A 13,958-nucleotide genomic window follows, 5' to 3' on the forward strand; every position below is an offset into this window, starting at 1 on the left:
CGGGCATCCGATCAACAACGCAAAATCAACACGCCCAAACAGGAGTTTCGAAAATGAATATCGTCGTCATCGGCGGAACCGGGCTGATCGGTTCAAAGACTGTGGAGAGGCTGCGGAAAAAGGGACACGACGTGCTTGCGGCGTCGCCGAACTCCGGAGTGAACACCGTCACGGGAGAAGGGCTGGCCGCCGCGCTCGCCGGGACGCAGGTCGTCGTCGATCTTGCGAACTCGCCGTCGTTCGAGGAGAAGGCCGCGCTGGAATTCTTCGCGGCGTCCGGGCGTAATCTTCTTGCAGCGGAAGCCGCCGCCGGCGTCCGTCATCACGTGGCATTGTCAGTCGTCGGCACCGACCGGCTGCAGGGCATGGGCTATTTCCGCGGAAAATTGCTCCAGGAAAAACTGATCAAGGAATCCGGAATCCCATATACGATCGTCCACGCCACACAATTCTTCGAATTCACGGCCGCCATCGCAAACACCGGCGCCGTCGGCGATACCATCCATATGTCACCGGCGTACTTCCAACCCATGGCGGCCGATGATGTCGCCGACGCAATGGCGGACGTCGCGCTTGCCACTCCGTTGAACGGCACGACCGAAATTGCCGGCCCGGAGCGCGTTCGCATGAGCGAACTCGTCGGTCGCTTTTTGAAGGCCACCAACGACCCCCGCAAAGTCGTCGCTGATCCTGGTGCTCTCTACTACGGTCAAGTGGCGATCGACGATCGAACGCTTGTTCCCGGCGAGAACGCGCGCATCGGCGCCGTGCATTTCGATGACTGGCTCAGCCGGTACACACCGCCGACATAAACAAACAAAGCTAACGCCGGTCTTGTGACCAATCGGATCGGCGTTCCCCAGCCACGCATATTCCAACAAGGAGACCAGACATGATCAAGACACTTCTATGCGCAGCGCTCATTGCCACTTCGGTCACCGCGGCGAGAGCCGATGACGCGGACGTAAAGCTTGTCTACGACCAGGCTCTTCCAAACGTGCCCGGCAAGAGCATGAAAGCGGTGCTCGTCGAGTACGCACCGGGCGGTACATCGCCGGCGCATACCCATCCCAAATCCGCGTTCATCTATGCGACGGTGCTCGAGGGGGCGATCCGGAGCCAGGTCAATGATGGACCGGTGAAGACCTATCGTGCCGGCGAAAGTTTCTCGGAATTTCCCGGCGACCGTCATGCGGTGAGCGAGAACGCCAGCAAGACGGAACGCGCCCGCCTGCTTGCGATCTTCGTTGTCGATACCAACGAGAAGAACCTGACGACATACCCGAAATGAAATCGGGCTGATCGTCGGCCGTAAAGGAAAGGTCACCGACATGGATGGGACTGCCAGGCGCACGCTTGCAGGCGTTTCGGTCCCCGACACGCCGATTGTTGGCCGAGCGATCGAATATGCTCGTCAGCGATGTGAACCCTACTTGTTCAATCACGTCGTCCGATCCTGGCTTTTCGCGGCCAGGATCGGGCAGCTTCAGAATGTCGAGCACGACGCGGAAGTTGTCGCTGTCGGAACCCTGTTGCATGACATCACGCTCAATGGGTCCTTCGCCGGACCTCGCCGTTTCGAGCTGGAAGGCGCCGATCTGGCTCGAACTTTCGTCCGGGACGGGGGCTTCGACGAACGTCGCGCTCAACTGATCTGGGATAGCGTCGCCCTCAACTCGACGCCGTCGATCGGCCTCTACAAGGAAGCCGAGGTGGCGCTGTGCACTGCCGGCATCTGCCTCGACGTCGTCGGCTTGCAGTACAAGCTTATCTCTTCCGCAGAGATGGCAAGGATAGTTGGCGAATTCCCGCGGCTTGGAATGAAGCGGCGGATGACGAGATGCTTTTGCCACATCGCGGATGTCAGTCGCGAAACCACCTACGACAACTTTGCCCGGGATTTTGGCGAACGCTTTGTCCCCGGCTACAGGGCTCCTTCGGCAGTTGATTCCGTGATGAATGCTCCCTTCCAGGAGTGAGGAAAACATCGAACCCCAGCCTCCCCGCTGTGGCCGCGAGGCGCTTTCAGGAGGGCGTCATGCGCATTGACAGTCTGCATCCAATAACGTCGGCCCGCCTCTCAGTGATCGATGTCGACGCTCCGCTTCGCGGTGCCGCACTCTCGCTTTCCAAACCAGCAACAGGCCTGGTCGTCGTGTGCCACGGCAACGGGGAGGCCGCAGGTGTGCTGAGCAAGTCCGATATCATCCGCCATCTGGCCAATTCAGGGCCAACAGAAGCGCCCGTTGCGACGTTGATGAGCCGATCCATCGTCTCTTGCGGTCCCGATGACGACGTCCATTCAGTCTGGCAGACGATGGCCGCGCGGGGCCTTCAGAACGTGCCGGTACTTGGGGCGGACCAGAAGCCTATAGGCGTGCTTGATATCCGTGATGCAATGAAGGCGCTCTTCGATCAAGAGGAGCTCCAGGAGCAACTCCTGGCCAACTACATCGGCGGGATCGGCTACCAGTGATGCAGGAGCAAGGCACCGGACAAGGCCACAGCAGCCCCATCCGGGCGATGTCTTGTTCCTCGTGCTCGTCAACATGATCGCTGGGCCCCGCGCCGCGATAGCAAGACATATACCGCGGTATTGCTCGCCCTCTTCCTCGACCCAATCGACCACAGATGCCCTTCATTTAAGCTTCTTCCAGCAACCAAGAGTCGACCGAGCAACCGGGGGAATGGAATGTCACGCCTAAAGGAAGATGTCTTCGACCGGCCTGCCGATGTTCCGCGAAGCGGCCTACCCGTGCAGATATCGACCGCCGGCATTGTTCATGACCTTGGCAATCTCATCCAGGTCGCCTCATCGGCGTTGAACCATTTGGCTCGCGACCCGAACGTCTCGGCGGCTCCAGATCTTGGGCTTGTAATTGCCGGCGCCAAAACGGCCTTGGAACGAGCTGGCGGCCTTGTCAGGCAGACCATCGGCGTAGCCCGAGATATCCACGCCGAAATCGAGCATGCGGACGTGGGCGCCTGCCTGGCTGAGGTCGAATCCGTCGTTCGAAGCGCTTGGGGTGCCAATTTGCGCCTCGAGGTTCGAGTTGGCTCCGATCTGCCTCAGGTAAAGGGCGATCCGATTGGACTTCAAAATGCGGTTCTGAATCTTCTGTTCAATGCACGCGATGCAATGCCTGACGGCGGTCTGATCTCGATCGATGCCGCGTTGGCGCCCGAAAGTTCCACGGGTGGTCGGATAGATGTTCGTGTCGCCGACAACGGAATTGGAATGACCAGCGAGACTATGGTGCGCGCATTCGATCCTTTCTTCACTACGAAACGTGGAGGCCTCGGCGGCGTTGGGCTGCCAATGGTGAAGCGCTTCGCCGAGGAGGCGGGGGGAAGTGTCGACATCGAAAGCGAGCTCGGGTCGGGCACTGCCGTGACGTTGCGGCTGCCCGCAATACGATAGAGGGCCAACGACCGATCAACCTGCCTCGGCAACCACCAATACCGACCAACCAGTGTACAATCGAGAGTTAAAGATGGATACGGAAGTCATCGAGAACACTCAACAGCATCGTTTCGAGTTGCCGATCGCCGATGAACTGTTCGCTGCGGCCTATTACAGGATCGAGAGCGGGAAGATTGTTCTCATACACACCGAAGTCCCGTCGGAGTTTTCCGGACAGGGGATCGCAACGCGATTGGCTCAGGGTACGTTTGAACTGCTGCGCAAAACCGGCCGAAAAGCGATCTTGAAATGCCCCTTCATGAGCCGGTTCTTCGCAAAGCAGCCGGAATATGCCGATGTCGTCGACGGATAGGTACAGGCTGGTTGCGAAAAAAGGCATCATCTGAAATGAGCGACGAATATGATTTGCAGAGGTTCGTCAGAGCGCAGGACGCTGTCTATGAAGACGCGCTAGGTATTCTGCGCCAAGGAATGATGTGCACGTCCTACATGGAGTTCATCTTCCCAAGGTTGGCTGTCAACCGAAGCGACGCTGCGCCTGCACCATATGCGATCACATCGCTCGACGAAGCGAGCGCCTATCTCTCATCTCCGATACTGGGAGATCGTTATCGGGAATGTATCGGGGCACTGCAACGGCTCTCCGGCTCAAGCGCTCACGCTGTCTTCGGTGATCTAGACGCGAAGAAATTACACGCCTCTCTGACGCTTTTTTCCGAAGCGAGCAACGACGAGTTCCTGCTCGAGACCATCTTTGACGTGTGGTTCGACGGTTTGCTCGACGAGGAAACAATGATCGAACTCTACCCGACATCGTAGCGTCGCCAACGAGAGGCATTCTTGTGGGCGCTGGGGTGGGGAATGGCGGCAGCCAAAGTGCGCACCGGTGAACTATCACTACGTCATTCCCACGCTCAGGTGTCGTCTGGCAGGGGTATGAATTCGCGCTCGCCCGGCACGCCGGGGAAGCGGCCTTCGCGCCAATCCATCTTCGCCTGCACGATCCGTTCGGCCGAAGAGGAAACGAAGTTCCAGTAGATGTGACGTGGTTCCGAAAGCGGCTCGCCCCCAATCAGCATCAGTCTTGCCGCATGAAAGGCAGGCGCCTGGAGCACGATCTCGGTGCCGGGCGCCAGAGCTATCAAATCGGCCTCATGGAACGTCCCGTCCTGGCCGACAATCCCAACCTCGCCGGCGGCAACGTAGATCGCGCGCTCGACATGTTCGGGTTTCACTTGGTATCGCGCGCCGCTCGTCAGCACAATTTCGGCATAGACCATGTCGGAGAAGGTCCTTACCGGCGAGACCAGGCCGTCGGATGCGCCAGCGATCAAAGTGAACTCGACCCCGTCGGCACAGATCCTCGGGATTTCGGGAGCGCCGTAATGCGCAAGGCTGGGCGCAATTTCTTCGTACTGGGAGGGAAGGGCCATCCACGCCTGAGCGCCAAAGAGATTGCCCCCCGACGCTCGGAGTTCTGGCGGCGTGCGCTCGGAATGGACGATGCCCGACCCGGCCGTCATCCAGTTGACCTCACCGGGACGGATGGTCCGCACTTCGCCGAGATTGTCCCGGTGAACGATCTCTCCATCGATCAGGTAGGTCAAAGTCGCAACGCCGATATGCGGATGCGGTCCCATGTCGAAACCGCGACCCGCGTCGAATACAGCCGGACCAAAATGATCGAACAGGACAAAGGGCCCGATCATCAGGCGGTTCGAGGAGGGCAACAAACGCCGTACCTTCAATCCGTCCGCGAACTCACGGACGCTCGGCTGGATGAGTGCCTCGATGCCCGCTATATGGCCTTGGCGGATGGTCATGGATGTTGATCCTTCTGTTTGACCTCTCGGCCAGGCGCTCCAGCATGCTTGAACGGAGCGGCGCGAAAGGCTGCCTGAATGGCTGTAAGGAGCGCGAATTTGGAGCTCGCGTGCTGGTGTCCCGGAATGCCGCTGTCGCCGAAGGCCGACACCCTCGTCGCCAGGATCGCGGCAAGATCTTCGGCCATTTCAGGCCTGGCGAGCAGCAGCGGCGCGATGCTTCTCTGGTCTATCTCATAAACCGCGACATGGGTCATTGCCCGCAATGTCGACTCCTCGCCGATCCCGGCGAGCAAGCCTGTCTCGCCGAAGAAGTCGCCCGGTGCGAGCCGGCCGATTTCCTGGGGGTGAGCATCGTCCTGGCCACGTTGCCGGGCGATGACGCCGGTCCGAACAATCATGAGGGACGGCAGCATCTCTCCCTGCCTTGCGATGATATCGCCCTTGCGGTAGCTGCGGACCGAGGTCGTCGCGGCAAGCGCCTCTTGCTCGGCATCCGTCAGCGCCGAGAAAATCGGTATGGACTTGATCAGTTCGATCGGGGTGAAGCTGCCAGAGGCTGCCTTATCGTCGCTTGGGCGGCTGGTCATGGCAATCGACGCCGAAAGCGGCTCAGCCAGCAGCATGCCGATAGACTTTGAATGGCGATAGATGAGATCGAAAACTTCGTTCCGAGCGCTAATTCGCTGGTCGAGACTTGCGACGCGAAACGAGAGCTCAATTTCGATTGCCGCAGCATCCAGGCTTCTGATGGCAACCGAAGGCGAAGGATCTTGGATGATCGAATTGCAACTCAGCAGGACGGAACGCATGGTATCCAGGATGATCGCCGGTGTCTTCGTTGGCGCCACTTTGACGGTCACCGCGAGTCCATGGCTCTCGTCTGGACCGCTGACATTCGTCACTCCCATCCTGGCGAGAAAACTGTTGGGCAGCGCAACGACATTGTGGGCTGGGGTAAGCAGGTTGGTCGACCGCCAATTGGTCTCGACAACGCGCCCTTCTGTTCCGTCGCTCAGGACAATCCAGTTTCCAAGCACGTAAGGGCGACCGAGGTTAAGCGCGATTCCTGAAAATACGTCGGCAAGCGTATTCTGGAGCGCCAGTCCCAGGATGACGGCAAATACCCCAGAGGTGGCGATCAACGTTCCGACTGGCACGGAGAAGACGAACGCCAGGATCGACAGCAGCATTCCGGTGTAGACGATGCCGACCACGACGTCCTGCAGGAGACGTGCCTCGCGCGGCTTTCGCTCGAAGACAAGATAAATACGAACAAATCCGATTAGCGCCCAGGCAAGGTGAACCCACCAGAGCAGCTTGACCGACCCGATCAGGATCGCTCCGCCGCTTGCCTCTTCGCCCCCCGCAGGTTCGTACGGGACAACGCGCAGGTCGAGAACGAGAATCGACATGGCAAGGAAAAAGCCAAGCTGGACGATCAGCCTCGCATTGGCGAAACGTCTGGGGATGAGGGCCCAAACGACGATCGCGGCGAGGCCGATCAACACGATGTAGACCAGAGGCGAGTCCCACCAGTTCATGACGGATCCAGATCGAGCATGTTCGCAATGTTCAGCGCCCTTCCGACGGATGTCGGATCTCCGGACCGGGCGCCTTGTTCTTTTCGAGGACCGCTTCGGTGATCGAATGCGGTAAAGGACGTGGTGTCTCGATCAGCCCAAGCAGCGGCATGACGATGATGAAAAATGCGAAATAGTAGAGTGTCGCCAACTGGGACATGACCACGTACGCGCCTTCCGCCGGCTGTGAGCCGAGCCAGCCGAGAAAGAGCGCGTCGGCCACGAATATCCAGAAGAACAGCCTGTACCAGGGCCGATAGACCGCCGAGCGCACCTTGGAGCTGTCGAGCCACGGCACCAGGAACAACACGGCGATTGAGCCGAACATCGCCAGCACCCCACCAAGTTTGGAATCGATCGGTCCCACATTGAAGGTGATGGCCCGCAGGATTGCGTAGAACGGCAGGAAGTACCATTCCGGCACGATATGCGCGGGCGTCTTCAGTGGGTTGGCCACCGTGTAGTTGTCCGGATGGCCAAGAAAGTTCGGCAGATAAAAGACGAAATAGGCAAAGAAAAACAAGAACACGATGATGCCGACCGCATCCTTGACGGTGGCGTAGGGCGTGAAGTCGACGACATCGGTTTTGGATTTCACCTCAACCCCTGTCGGATTGTTTTGGCCGACCACGTGAAGCGCCCAGATATGCAAGGTCACCACGCCTGCAAGCATGAATGGCAGCAGATAATGGAGTGCAAAGAAACGGTTCAGCGTCGGATTGCCGACAGCGAAGCCGCCGAGCAGCAGCTGCTGGATCCAGTTGCCGACCAGCGGGATTGCCGTGAAGAAGTTGGTGATGACGGTAGCGCCCCAGTATGACATCTGGCCCCAGGGCAGCACATAACCGATGAAGGCTGTCGCCATCATCAACAGCAGATTGGTGCAGCCGAGCACCCATAGAAACTCGCGCGGCGCCTTGTACGAACCGTAGTAGAGCCCGCGGCAGATGTGGAGATAGACGGCGATGAAGAAGAACGATGCTCCGTTCGAATGCAGGGAGCGAAGCAGCCAGCCAGAATTTACATCGCGCGTGATCTTTTCGACCGAATTGAAAGCCAGCCCCGTGTCGGGCGCGTAATGCATCGCCAGCACGACACCTGTTATGATCTGCGAAGCCAGCATGACCGTGAGAATGCCGCCGAACGTATAGGCATAATTCAGGTTGCGCGGGACGGGATAAACGATGAAGGAATCATGCACCAGCCGTGGCAACGGCAGGCGGGCATCCAACCAGCGTTCGATGCCGGTTTTCGGCACATATGTCGAATGTTTGTCGCTCATGGTAACCTGCCTATGCTTCAGCCGATACGGATCTTGGTGTCGGAAATGAACTGGAACGCCGGCACCAACATGTTCTCCGGCGCTGGACCCTTACGGATGCGTCCGGCGCTATCGTATTGAGAACCATGGCATGGGCAGAGCCAGCCTCCGAAATCGCCCTGCTGGCCAACCGGGATGCAGCCGCTATGCGTGCAGACCTGGACCATCACTATCCAGGCTTCCTTACCTGGCGCAGTGCGGTTTGCGTCGGTCGCCGGCGCGTCGGCGGGCAAATTGGCATTGCGGGCGATTGGATCCTTGAGCTCAGCGAGCTTGACCGCCTGGCCGTCCTTCATCTCTTGCTCGGTGCGGTTGCGTACGACCACGGGCTTGCCGCGCCATTGCACGACCAGCGACATTCCCGGCGCAACCGAGGAGACGTCAACCTCGACGGCTGCCGGCGCGTCGGCGGGCAATGTGTGCTCGGCGCTGCCGGATTCGGGTTCGGAAAGGTCGGCCATGACGAGGACTCCTGGCGTTGGGAAAGCTGCTTCAGCGCGTCGGCGGCATCGAGCAAAGGCAGGACACGGCCGTGGCTTTTCGAATGCGTAGCGTCGGGTTCAATATGCCGGCCATGGTGGGACATCAGCCATCGTGCCTAGGGCGCGTTCGTCCAATACTTTCGGTCATGATTTACTGAGCGAAGGACTGGCCGGACTGTCGAGGAGGCCATGAATGGTCACCGGGTTTCTGAATTCTCCGGTTAGCGTTCCTCAGATCCGGCATTGTTCACGCCGCAATCACAGAACAATCGCTCAGCCCGATCATACCTCGGCATAGGCACCTCTGGCTGTCGGTGTGATGGCCGTCCCTCCCCGGCAGATGCAAGTTTCCTGATGCAATCGTCTTGGAGGTTGCTGGCAAGGATAGCTAGCGCGTGGGCCATGCAGGCTTCCGCCCGGACAACAACAAATCAGCGGAATGTCATCTGCGTTTGGAAAACAAAGGCACGCACGACGAAATTGACGACGGTTAGCGCTGCGGCGATGGCAGTTGCCGACGCCAGTTTGGGTGCACCTGCGCTGGCTGTACCTTGGTAGCAGATTCTATCGGAGTTGAGACAAATCGGGTCGTGTACTCGTGAAAGCTCATGTTGTTTCGGGGCCGCCGTCCGCAGATAGCGCATCGTCGTGCGAGCGCTCTCAGATTTGGAGACTCGATATGAAAATTGTAGTCATCGGTGGCTCACATTACATCAGAGCGAGCACTGTCAAAAAGTTACAAAGCAAGGGCCACGAGGTTGAAGCGGCGTCCACGCCCCGCGGTGTCAATACCTACATTACAGACTATCGCGATGCTGGCTACGCTGGCCAACATCTGAGGCGCCGCCTCGTGTATTTGGGGTCGCTGATTCATGAACTGTGGCGCCAGGGACGCGCGTGGCGCAACAAACTTAACGCTCACTTCTAGAGTCGTGCACCCGAGTCGGTATCAATCCCAAGCGGATAGAGGCATTAGCCCCCAGTTGCTCATAATGATCTGATCGGCAGTATTTTGTTTCGCTGCAAGTCCTCGCAGCCGATGTCGCTCCATAGCGGCGGGGAAATCGCGTTCCCGAGCGCAATCTCTTCGACCAAGCTGCCGATCGGCTCTCGGCCCGTTCCGGTCGTTCCGAGATGCACGTCCGAAAGGCTATCAAAGAAGTCTACCCTGGAGTTTTCGCGCCGGACTGGCTCTACGGTGGCAAGAACCGCGGTTGGTCCCTGCGCTACAAGAAGACCAGGGCGTTCTGCACCTTGGTGCCGGAATACCGGCGGTTTTCGGCTGTCGTGGTCATGGGGGGAGCAGAACGAGAGAAGTTTGAGGGGCGGCGTTATGTCTGGCGCAACAGCGAACAGTGTGATTTCGGCTCCTGCTCTGCCGTCCGTCGGAAACCGAACCAATGGCGGATTCCGGCGGCCACCGAAGCGCCCCGAACGGCGACAACAAAGTCGTGAGCCGAACGGCGGCTTTACTCGTCCCTCGGCAATAGCCGATCGGACAGCAAACGGCCCCAAAGCTGCCTGACCAGAATGCGCCTCAGTGCGGTCGAAGAGCAACTTGCGGCCGGCCGAAGCGGCCTCTCGGCCGACCTTAATGGTGATGGCCCTGACCGGTCCCGGGCGGCATGCCGGCTTAGCTAGTACCTCAAGTCGCTGTCTCCCTGCTGACAAGAATCCCCATTCGACGGATGCATTCGTCCTAGACCTTCGCATCGCATGACAGATGCTTCCGGTCGATAGCCTGGACCGGCAGCCCCGGTGCACTGTCTCGAACGAAGACAAGCGATGCGCCGGCCACTTGGCCGCTCGATCAGAAATCGAACCCGAATCACGAACCGAGGAAGTACGTCATGAAGATCGTTGTTATTGGTGGAACCGGGCTGATCGGCTCGAAGACAGTCGAGAGGCTGCGTAAGAAGGGCCATGATGTGCTCGCAGCGTCACCTAACGGCGGCGTCAACACGATCACCGGCGAGGGTCTCTCCGAAGCGCTTGCGGGAGCGCAGGTCGTCATCGACCTGGCGAATTCGCCCTCTTTCGAGGACAAGGCCGTTCTGGAGTTCTTCGAGACCTCTGGCCGGAACTTGCTCGCAGCAGAAAAAACCGCCGGCGTGAAGCACCACATCGCCCTTTCGATCGTAGGCGCCGAGCGTCTGCCTGATAGCGGCTACATGCGCGCCAAGATGGCCCAGGAAAGACTGATCCGAGGCTCCGCAATCCCATACACGATCGTCCACTCGACGCAGTTTTTCGAATTCCTGAGCGGCATTGCCCAGTCGGGTACTATCGGGGACATCACGACAGTCCCAAGTGCCTATTTTCAACCAATCGCGTCTGACGACGTCGCGGACATCATGACGGACGTGGCGCTTTCGCCACCGGTCAATGGCGTGATCGAGATTGCGGGCCCAGAGCCGATCCGCATGAGCGACCTCGTTGCGAGATTTCTGAAGGCAACGAACGATCCGCGTAAAGTAGCAGCGGATCCCCACGCACGCTATTTTGGCACGGAACTTAACGATCGCTCCCTCGTGCCAGGCGACCATCCGCGCATCGGTGCAACGGACTTCGAAGACTGGTTCGGCCACGCCCAGCTCCAGCGGAACTGATCTGTGATTTGCGTGCCGCTCGACGCATCGGTTGCCTCAAGATCGGATCTCCGTTGAGCAACCAAATTAAGTTGCTTTCCAATTTAGCACGAAAGTTCAAGCAGCGTGTAAGGCAGATAAAATGACATACCGCGTAAAGAAGGAAGCGGACGCCAACGGCTACTCTGTCTTCTTTGTCTACAAAGACGAGAAATATGTCGCCGGCCCGTGGCCAAAATACTGGCAGGCGTCGCGTTTCATCGAAACATTGACTGAGGGCCGCTACATGGCAAAAGCCGACAGAACGGCTGTAATGCGGGGCCGAAGAAGCAACGGCAAATTGGTTTTGCGCGATCAGCGCGAGAACCAACCCCCGCTTCTTTCCAGTCAATGCATTGGCCGACCCAGCTCGACATAGCTCGCCTTCATCAGGTCATAGGCTCACGCCGCTTCCCCCGGCAAGAGCCTGATCGCCGGCCGCCCCTCCCATCGGCCGGCGATCCCTTCTTCACCTCATCGCAAACAAGGAACCAAACCTATGATTAAGACCATCCTCTGTACCGCTGCTCTTGCAGCTGTTTTTGCTACCGGGGCCAAGGCCGACGATTCTTCAGGCGCAAAGGTGACTATGGTCTACGACCACCAACTCCCGAATGTGCCCGGCAAGAGCATGCGTGCCGTGCTGGTCGAGTATGGGCCTAGCGGTAGCTCCCCGTCACATACTCACGCGAAGTCGGCCTTTATCTTCGCAACGGTTCTGGAAGGCGCGATCCGCAGCCAGGTCAATAACGGGCCAGTGACCACCTATCGGACTGGCGACAGTTGGTCCGAGTTCCCCGGTGATCATCACGGCGTCAGCGGAAATGCCAGCACCACCGAGCCTGCTCGATTGCTTGCCGTGTTCGTCGTCGATACAGACGACACAAACTTGACGACCTTCGAAAAGTGAGGTCGACGGAAGGTAGGGCGATCTCGGAGGACTTTGATGCACATCGAACAACTCAACGCGCTGACAAAGGCTCGCCTTATGGTGATCGAGGCCAACTCGGCGGTACAAGCCGCGGCGCTTTCGCTTTCGAAGCCTGGCATTGGCCTTGTCGTTGTATGCGGCGAAAACGGAGCGGTGGCTAGCGTGCTAAGCGAATCCGACCTCATCCGCCACCTCACCAGCCCGATATCGCAGGCCCCCAGCGTCCGCCCTCATGTCCAGCCCGCTCGTGTCGTGCGGTCCGGGAGATGATCTCCGCTGGCGGCGCGCAGGGCGCGCGAGCCGCTCGTACACCACGCAGTGATTCCTGCGCGCGGACCTCGTCGTCGATGTCGAAGTTGACGCCGTACCAGCGAAGGATTGTTTCGTCTTCGTCGCGCAACGGTTCGAAGCGCGAAGATATTCGCCATCCTTCCGGCACAGCCGACCTCTGTGCTGGAGTGGCTCTCCCCGGGCAATGACTTCTGAAGCACGGCGTTGACGCCCGCCTGGTCATCCGGATGGAACAACTCCACATGCGAGGCGAACTGCCGCGTGCCTCGCGGTTCCTCCCTTGGCTGAACTGATGCCCGCCCAGTCTGCGAACAGTTTGTTGAAATAGTACGGCAATCCCGCCGGCGTCATCAGCCAGATCATCGTGGGCACCGTATCGATCAGCAGCCTGAACTCCTCTCGCTCCTTCGCAGCGCGGTCTCCGCTTTGCGCCGGTCGATGTCCTCGGTGTGGCGATGCCAGCCGAAGATTCGCCCCTGGTCATGGCGCGAGGCAACACCGGTATCGCGAAACCACAGATAGGTGCCATCGAGCCGGCGCAAACGCTTTTCTTCGATCATAGGCTCGCCCGTCTTTAGGCTGTGGCGCCATTGCGCCATGCTCGCCTCGACATCGTCGGTATGGACAAATTTCCGCCACCAAGAAAAGTCGTCGGCATCCATGATCTCGCGCATTTCCTCGACCGTGACGCCAATGTACCCAAGGGCTGCGGGAGTGAGAAACCGAAGGCGTCCGTCCGGACAGGCGGACCAGGCGATGCCCGGAATATCGGCGATGCCCGACCCGGCGCCCTGGTAAAGCCGGTCATAGAAGCTGATGGTCCCGAAGATTCTTACCACCAGCCAAAGTGCAAACGCCCCGAAACAAACGCCGCGAACCGAGCAAGACCGTTCTCTGTGACGTATTCCGGCGACAGCAGATAGCCGCTGACAGCAAGCTGGCGGCTGCTACCGCACCCAATCCCGCCTTCCAGCCCATGCAAACGCAGACAATTGCGACCACGACCAACAGGTCGGATGGCTCATGGGTTGAAAGCGTAACCAAAACGCATCCAACGCTAATCGCGGCAGCCATGGGGGCGCGCTGCCGCGATGAGGTTAGTTCCATCTGAGACCTTTTGGATGCGGTTCCCCGGCCGACCTGTCATCGTGGCCGCGTCTACTCAGTTCGCAAAGCGCCCCGTTTTTTTTACCGATTCTGCGACTGCTTTCCCAGCAGCCGAAGCCATCTTCAACTGGCACTGAAATAGGTTGGAGGCGGCTGACAATCGTTGAATGGATGTGAGACGGACCGCGCCTTTTTCTTCTTCATCACATTGGTCCGATGAACGTTCACAGTCACTTCGCTAAAACCAAGATCGACCGCAATCTCCTTTTATCGCGCCGGAGACCACGAATCCGGGGCTGAGGAAAACGACAACTTCTCCTCAATATCTGACGTCACGGAAGCATTGAGGCCAGTGCAACACGACAAAGG

16 protein-coding genes and 2 pseudogenes are annotated in these 13,958 nt (G+C 58.9%); 12 read left to right on the plus strand and 6 right to left on the minus strand.

All coding sequences use genetic code 11. The features are described 5' to 3' along the window. The first annotated feature begins 53 nt into the window (after positions 1–53). From NKH21_RS05410 to NKH21_RS05440, 7 genes are all read left to right on the plus strand, one after another. A complete protein-coding gene (locus NKH21_RS05410) occupies positions 54–812 on the plus strand; it encodes an SDR family oxidoreductase (RefSeq protein WP_352863393.1) in 759 nt (252 codons plus the stop codon). 80 nt (positions 813–892) lie between these two features. Next, the gene (locus NKH21_RS05415) at positions 893–1,291 is read left to right on the plus strand and encodes a cupin domain-containing protein (RefSeq protein ID WP_352863395.1); all 399 of its coding nucleotides are present in this window, start codon (positions 893–895) and stop codon (positions 1,289–1,291) included. Positions 1,292–1,331: 40 nt separating this feature from the next. Then, positions 1,332–1,979 carry an HD domain-containing protein gene (locus NKH21_RS05420; RefSeq protein ID WP_352863397.1) on the plus strand — a complete coding sequence of 216 codons (648 nt, stop codon included), beginning with the start codon at positions 1,332–1,334 and terminating at the stop codon, positions 1,977–1,979. Positions 1,980–2,038: 59 nt separating this feature from the next. After that, positions 2,039–2,476: a CBS domain-containing protein gene (locus NKH21_RS05425; RefSeq protein ID WP_352863399.1), complete on the plus strand. Its 438-nt coding sequence runs from the start codon at positions 2,039–2,041 to the stop codon at positions 2,474–2,476. Positions 2,477–2,596: 120 nt separating this feature from the next. Then, complete coding sequence (locus tag NKH21_RS05430) at positions 2,597–3,421, plus strand: sensor histidine kinase (protein WP_352863401.1); 825 nt, start codon at positions 2,597–2,599, stop codon at positions 3,419–3,421. A 73-nt stretch (positions 3,422–3,494) separates the two neighbouring features. After that, positions 3,495–3,776 carry a GNAT family N-acetyltransferase gene (locus NKH21_RS05435; RefSeq protein WP_027026545.1) on the plus strand — a complete coding sequence of 94 codons (282 nt, stop codon included), beginning with the start codon at positions 3,495–3,497 and terminating at the stop codon, positions 3,774–3,776. A 35-nt stretch (positions 3,777–3,811) separates the two neighbouring features. Beyond that, entirely contained in the window at positions 3,812–4,243 is a 432-nt protein-coding gene (locus tag NKH21_RS05440; RefSeq protein ID WP_352863403.1) for a DUF1810 domain-containing protein, read from the plus strand. Positions 4,244–4,338: 95 nt separating this feature from the next. On the opposite strand, the gene NKH21_RS05445 is transcribed toward NKH21_RS05440, so the two are convergent. The 4 genes and pseudogenes from NKH21_RS05445 to petA all read right to left on the minus strand — a co-directional run. After that, the gene (locus NKH21_RS05445) at positions 4,339–5,247 is read right to left on the minus strand and encodes a pirin family protein (RefSeq protein WP_352863405.1); all 909 of its coding nucleotides are present in this window, start codon (positions 5,245–5,247) and stop codon (positions 4,339–4,341) included. Then, positions 5,244–6,791: a mechanosensitive ion channel family protein gene (locus NKH21_RS05450; protein WP_352863407.1), complete on the minus strand. Its 1,548-nt coding sequence runs from the start codon at positions 6,789–6,791 to the stop codon at positions 5,244–5,246. The genes NKH21_RS05445 and NKH21_RS05450 overlap by 4 nt, the downstream gene beginning before the upstream one ends. 31 nt (positions 6,792–6,822) lie before the next feature. Further along, positions 6,823–8,112 (minus strand): cytochrome b, encoded by a 1,290-nt coding sequence (locus tag NKH21_RS05455; RefSeq protein WP_352863409.1) that lies wholly within the window; start codon positions 8,110–8,112, stop codon positions 6,823–6,825. 17 nt (positions 8,113–8,129) lie between these two features. Continuing rightward, positions 8,130–8,549 (minus strand): annotated as a pseudogene (gene petA / locus NKH21_RS05460) (ubiquinol-cytochrome c reductase iron-sulfur subunit); the annotation flags it as partial. Between the two features lie 763 nt (positions 8,550–9,312). Here petA and NKH21_RS05465 point away from each other — a divergent pair. From NKH21_RS05465 to NKH21_RS05485, 5 genes and pseudogenes are all read left to right on the plus strand, one after another. After that, on the plus strand, positions 9,313–9,561 hold the full coding sequence (locus NKH21_RS05465; RefSeq protein ID WP_352863588.1) for a hypothetical protein: 249 nt from the start codon (positions 9,313–9,315) through the stop codon (positions 9,559–9,561). A gap of 212 nt (positions 9,562–9,773) precedes the next feature. Next, positions 9,774–9,977 (plus strand): annotated as a pseudogene (locus NKH21_RS05470) (DUF3788 family protein); the annotation flags it as partial. A gap of 506 nt (positions 9,978–10,483) precedes the next feature. Continuing rightward, positions 10,484–11,242, plus strand: coding sequence for an SDR family oxidoreductase (locus tag NKH21_RS05475; protein ID WP_352863411.1), 759 nt, complete (start codon positions 10,484–10,486; stop codon positions 11,240–11,242). A gap of 121 nt (positions 11,243–11,363) precedes the next feature. Beyond that, complete coding sequence (locus tag NKH21_RS05480; protein WP_352863413.1) at positions 11,364–11,639, plus strand: hypothetical protein; 276 nt, start codon at positions 11,364–11,366, stop codon at positions 11,637–11,639. 120 nt (positions 11,640–11,759) lie between these two features. Then, the gene (locus NKH21_RS05485; RefSeq protein WP_352863415.1) at positions 11,760–12,170 is read left to right on the plus strand and encodes a cupin domain-containing protein; all 411 of its coding nucleotides are present in this window, start codon (positions 11,760–11,762) and stop codon (positions 12,168–12,170) included. Between the two features lie 692 nt (positions 12,171–12,862). Here NKH21_RS05485 and NKH21_RS05490 read toward each other — a convergent pair. Further along, positions 12,863–13,144, minus strand: coding sequence for a PAS domain-containing protein (locus tag NKH21_RS05490; RefSeq protein WP_352863417.1), 282 nt, complete (start codon positions 13,142–13,144; stop codon positions 12,863–12,865). 568 nt (positions 13,145–13,712) lie between these two features. Further along, positions 13,713–13,850 carry a LuxR C-terminal-related transcriptional regulator gene (locus NKH21_RS05495; RefSeq protein ID WP_352863572.1) on the minus strand — a complete coding sequence of 46 codons (138 nt, stop codon included), beginning with the start codon at positions 13,848–13,850 and terminating at the stop codon, positions 13,713–13,715. Positions 13,851–13,958 lie beyond the last annotated feature (108 nt).

It is taken from the genome of Mesorhizobium sp. M1329, from assembly GCF_040318035.1.
Classification (GTDB): domain Bacteria; phylum Pseudomonadota; class Alphaproteobacteria; order Rhizobiales; family Rhizobiaceae; genus Mesorhizobium.

Excerpts from the sequence above, each read along its gene's own strand:
- NKH21_RS05410 (WP_352863393.1), top strand. The coding sequence starts at position 54 with ATGAATATCGTCGTCATCGGCGGAACCGGGCTGATCGGTTCAAAGACT.
- NKH21_RS05415 (WP_352863395.1), top strand. The coding sequence starts at position 893 with ATGATCAAGACACTTCTATGCGCAGCGCTCATTGCCACTTCGGTCACC.
- NKH21_RS05420 (WP_352863397.1), top strand. The coding sequence starts at position 1,332 with ATGGATGGGACTGCCAGGCGCACGCTTGCAGGCGTTTCGGTCCCCGAC.
- NKH21_RS05425 (WP_352863399.1), top strand. The coding sequence starts at position 2,039 with ATGCGCATTGACAGTCTGCATCCAATAACGTCGGCCCGCCTCTCAGTG.
- NKH21_RS05435 (WP_027026545.1), top strand. The coding sequence starts at position 3,495 with ATGGATACGGAAGTCATCGAGAACACTCAACAGCATCGTTTCGAGTTG.
- NKH21_RS05440 (WP_352863403.1), top strand. The coding sequence starts at position 3,812 with ATGAGCGACGAATATGATTTGCAGAGGTTCGTCAGAGCGCAGGACGCT.
- NKH21_RS05445 (WP_352863405.1), bottom strand. The coding sequence starts at position 5,247 with ATGACCATCCGCCAAGGCCATATAGCGGGCATCGAGGCACTCATCCAG.
- NKH21_RS05450 (WP_352863407.1), bottom strand. The coding sequence starts at position 6,791 with ATGAACTGGTGGGACTCGCCTCTGGTCTACATCGTGTTGATCGGCCTC.
- NKH21_RS05455 (WP_352863409.1), bottom strand. The coding sequence starts at position 8,112 with ATGAGCGACAAACATTCGACATATGTGCCGAAAACCGGCATCGAACGC.
- NKH21_RS05465 (WP_352863588.1), top strand. The coding sequence starts at position 9,313 with ATGAAAATTGTAGTCATCGGTGGCTCACATTACATCAGAGCGAGCACT.
- NKH21_RS05475 (WP_352863411.1), top strand. The coding sequence starts at position 10,484 with ATGAAGATCGTTGTTATTGGTGGAACCGGGCTGATCGGCTCGAAGACA.
- NKH21_RS05480 (WP_352863413.1), top strand. The coding sequence starts at position 11,364 with ATGACATACCGCGTAAAGAAGGAAGCGGACGCCAACGGCTACTCTGTC.
- NKH21_RS05485 (WP_352863415.1), top strand. The coding sequence starts at position 11,760 with ATGATTAAGACCATCCTCTGTACCGCTGCTCTTGCAGCTGTTTTTGCT.
- NKH21_RS05490 (WP_352863417.1), bottom strand. The coding sequence starts at position 13,144 with ATGGATGCCGACGACTTTTCTTGGTGGCGGAAATTTGTCCATACCGAC.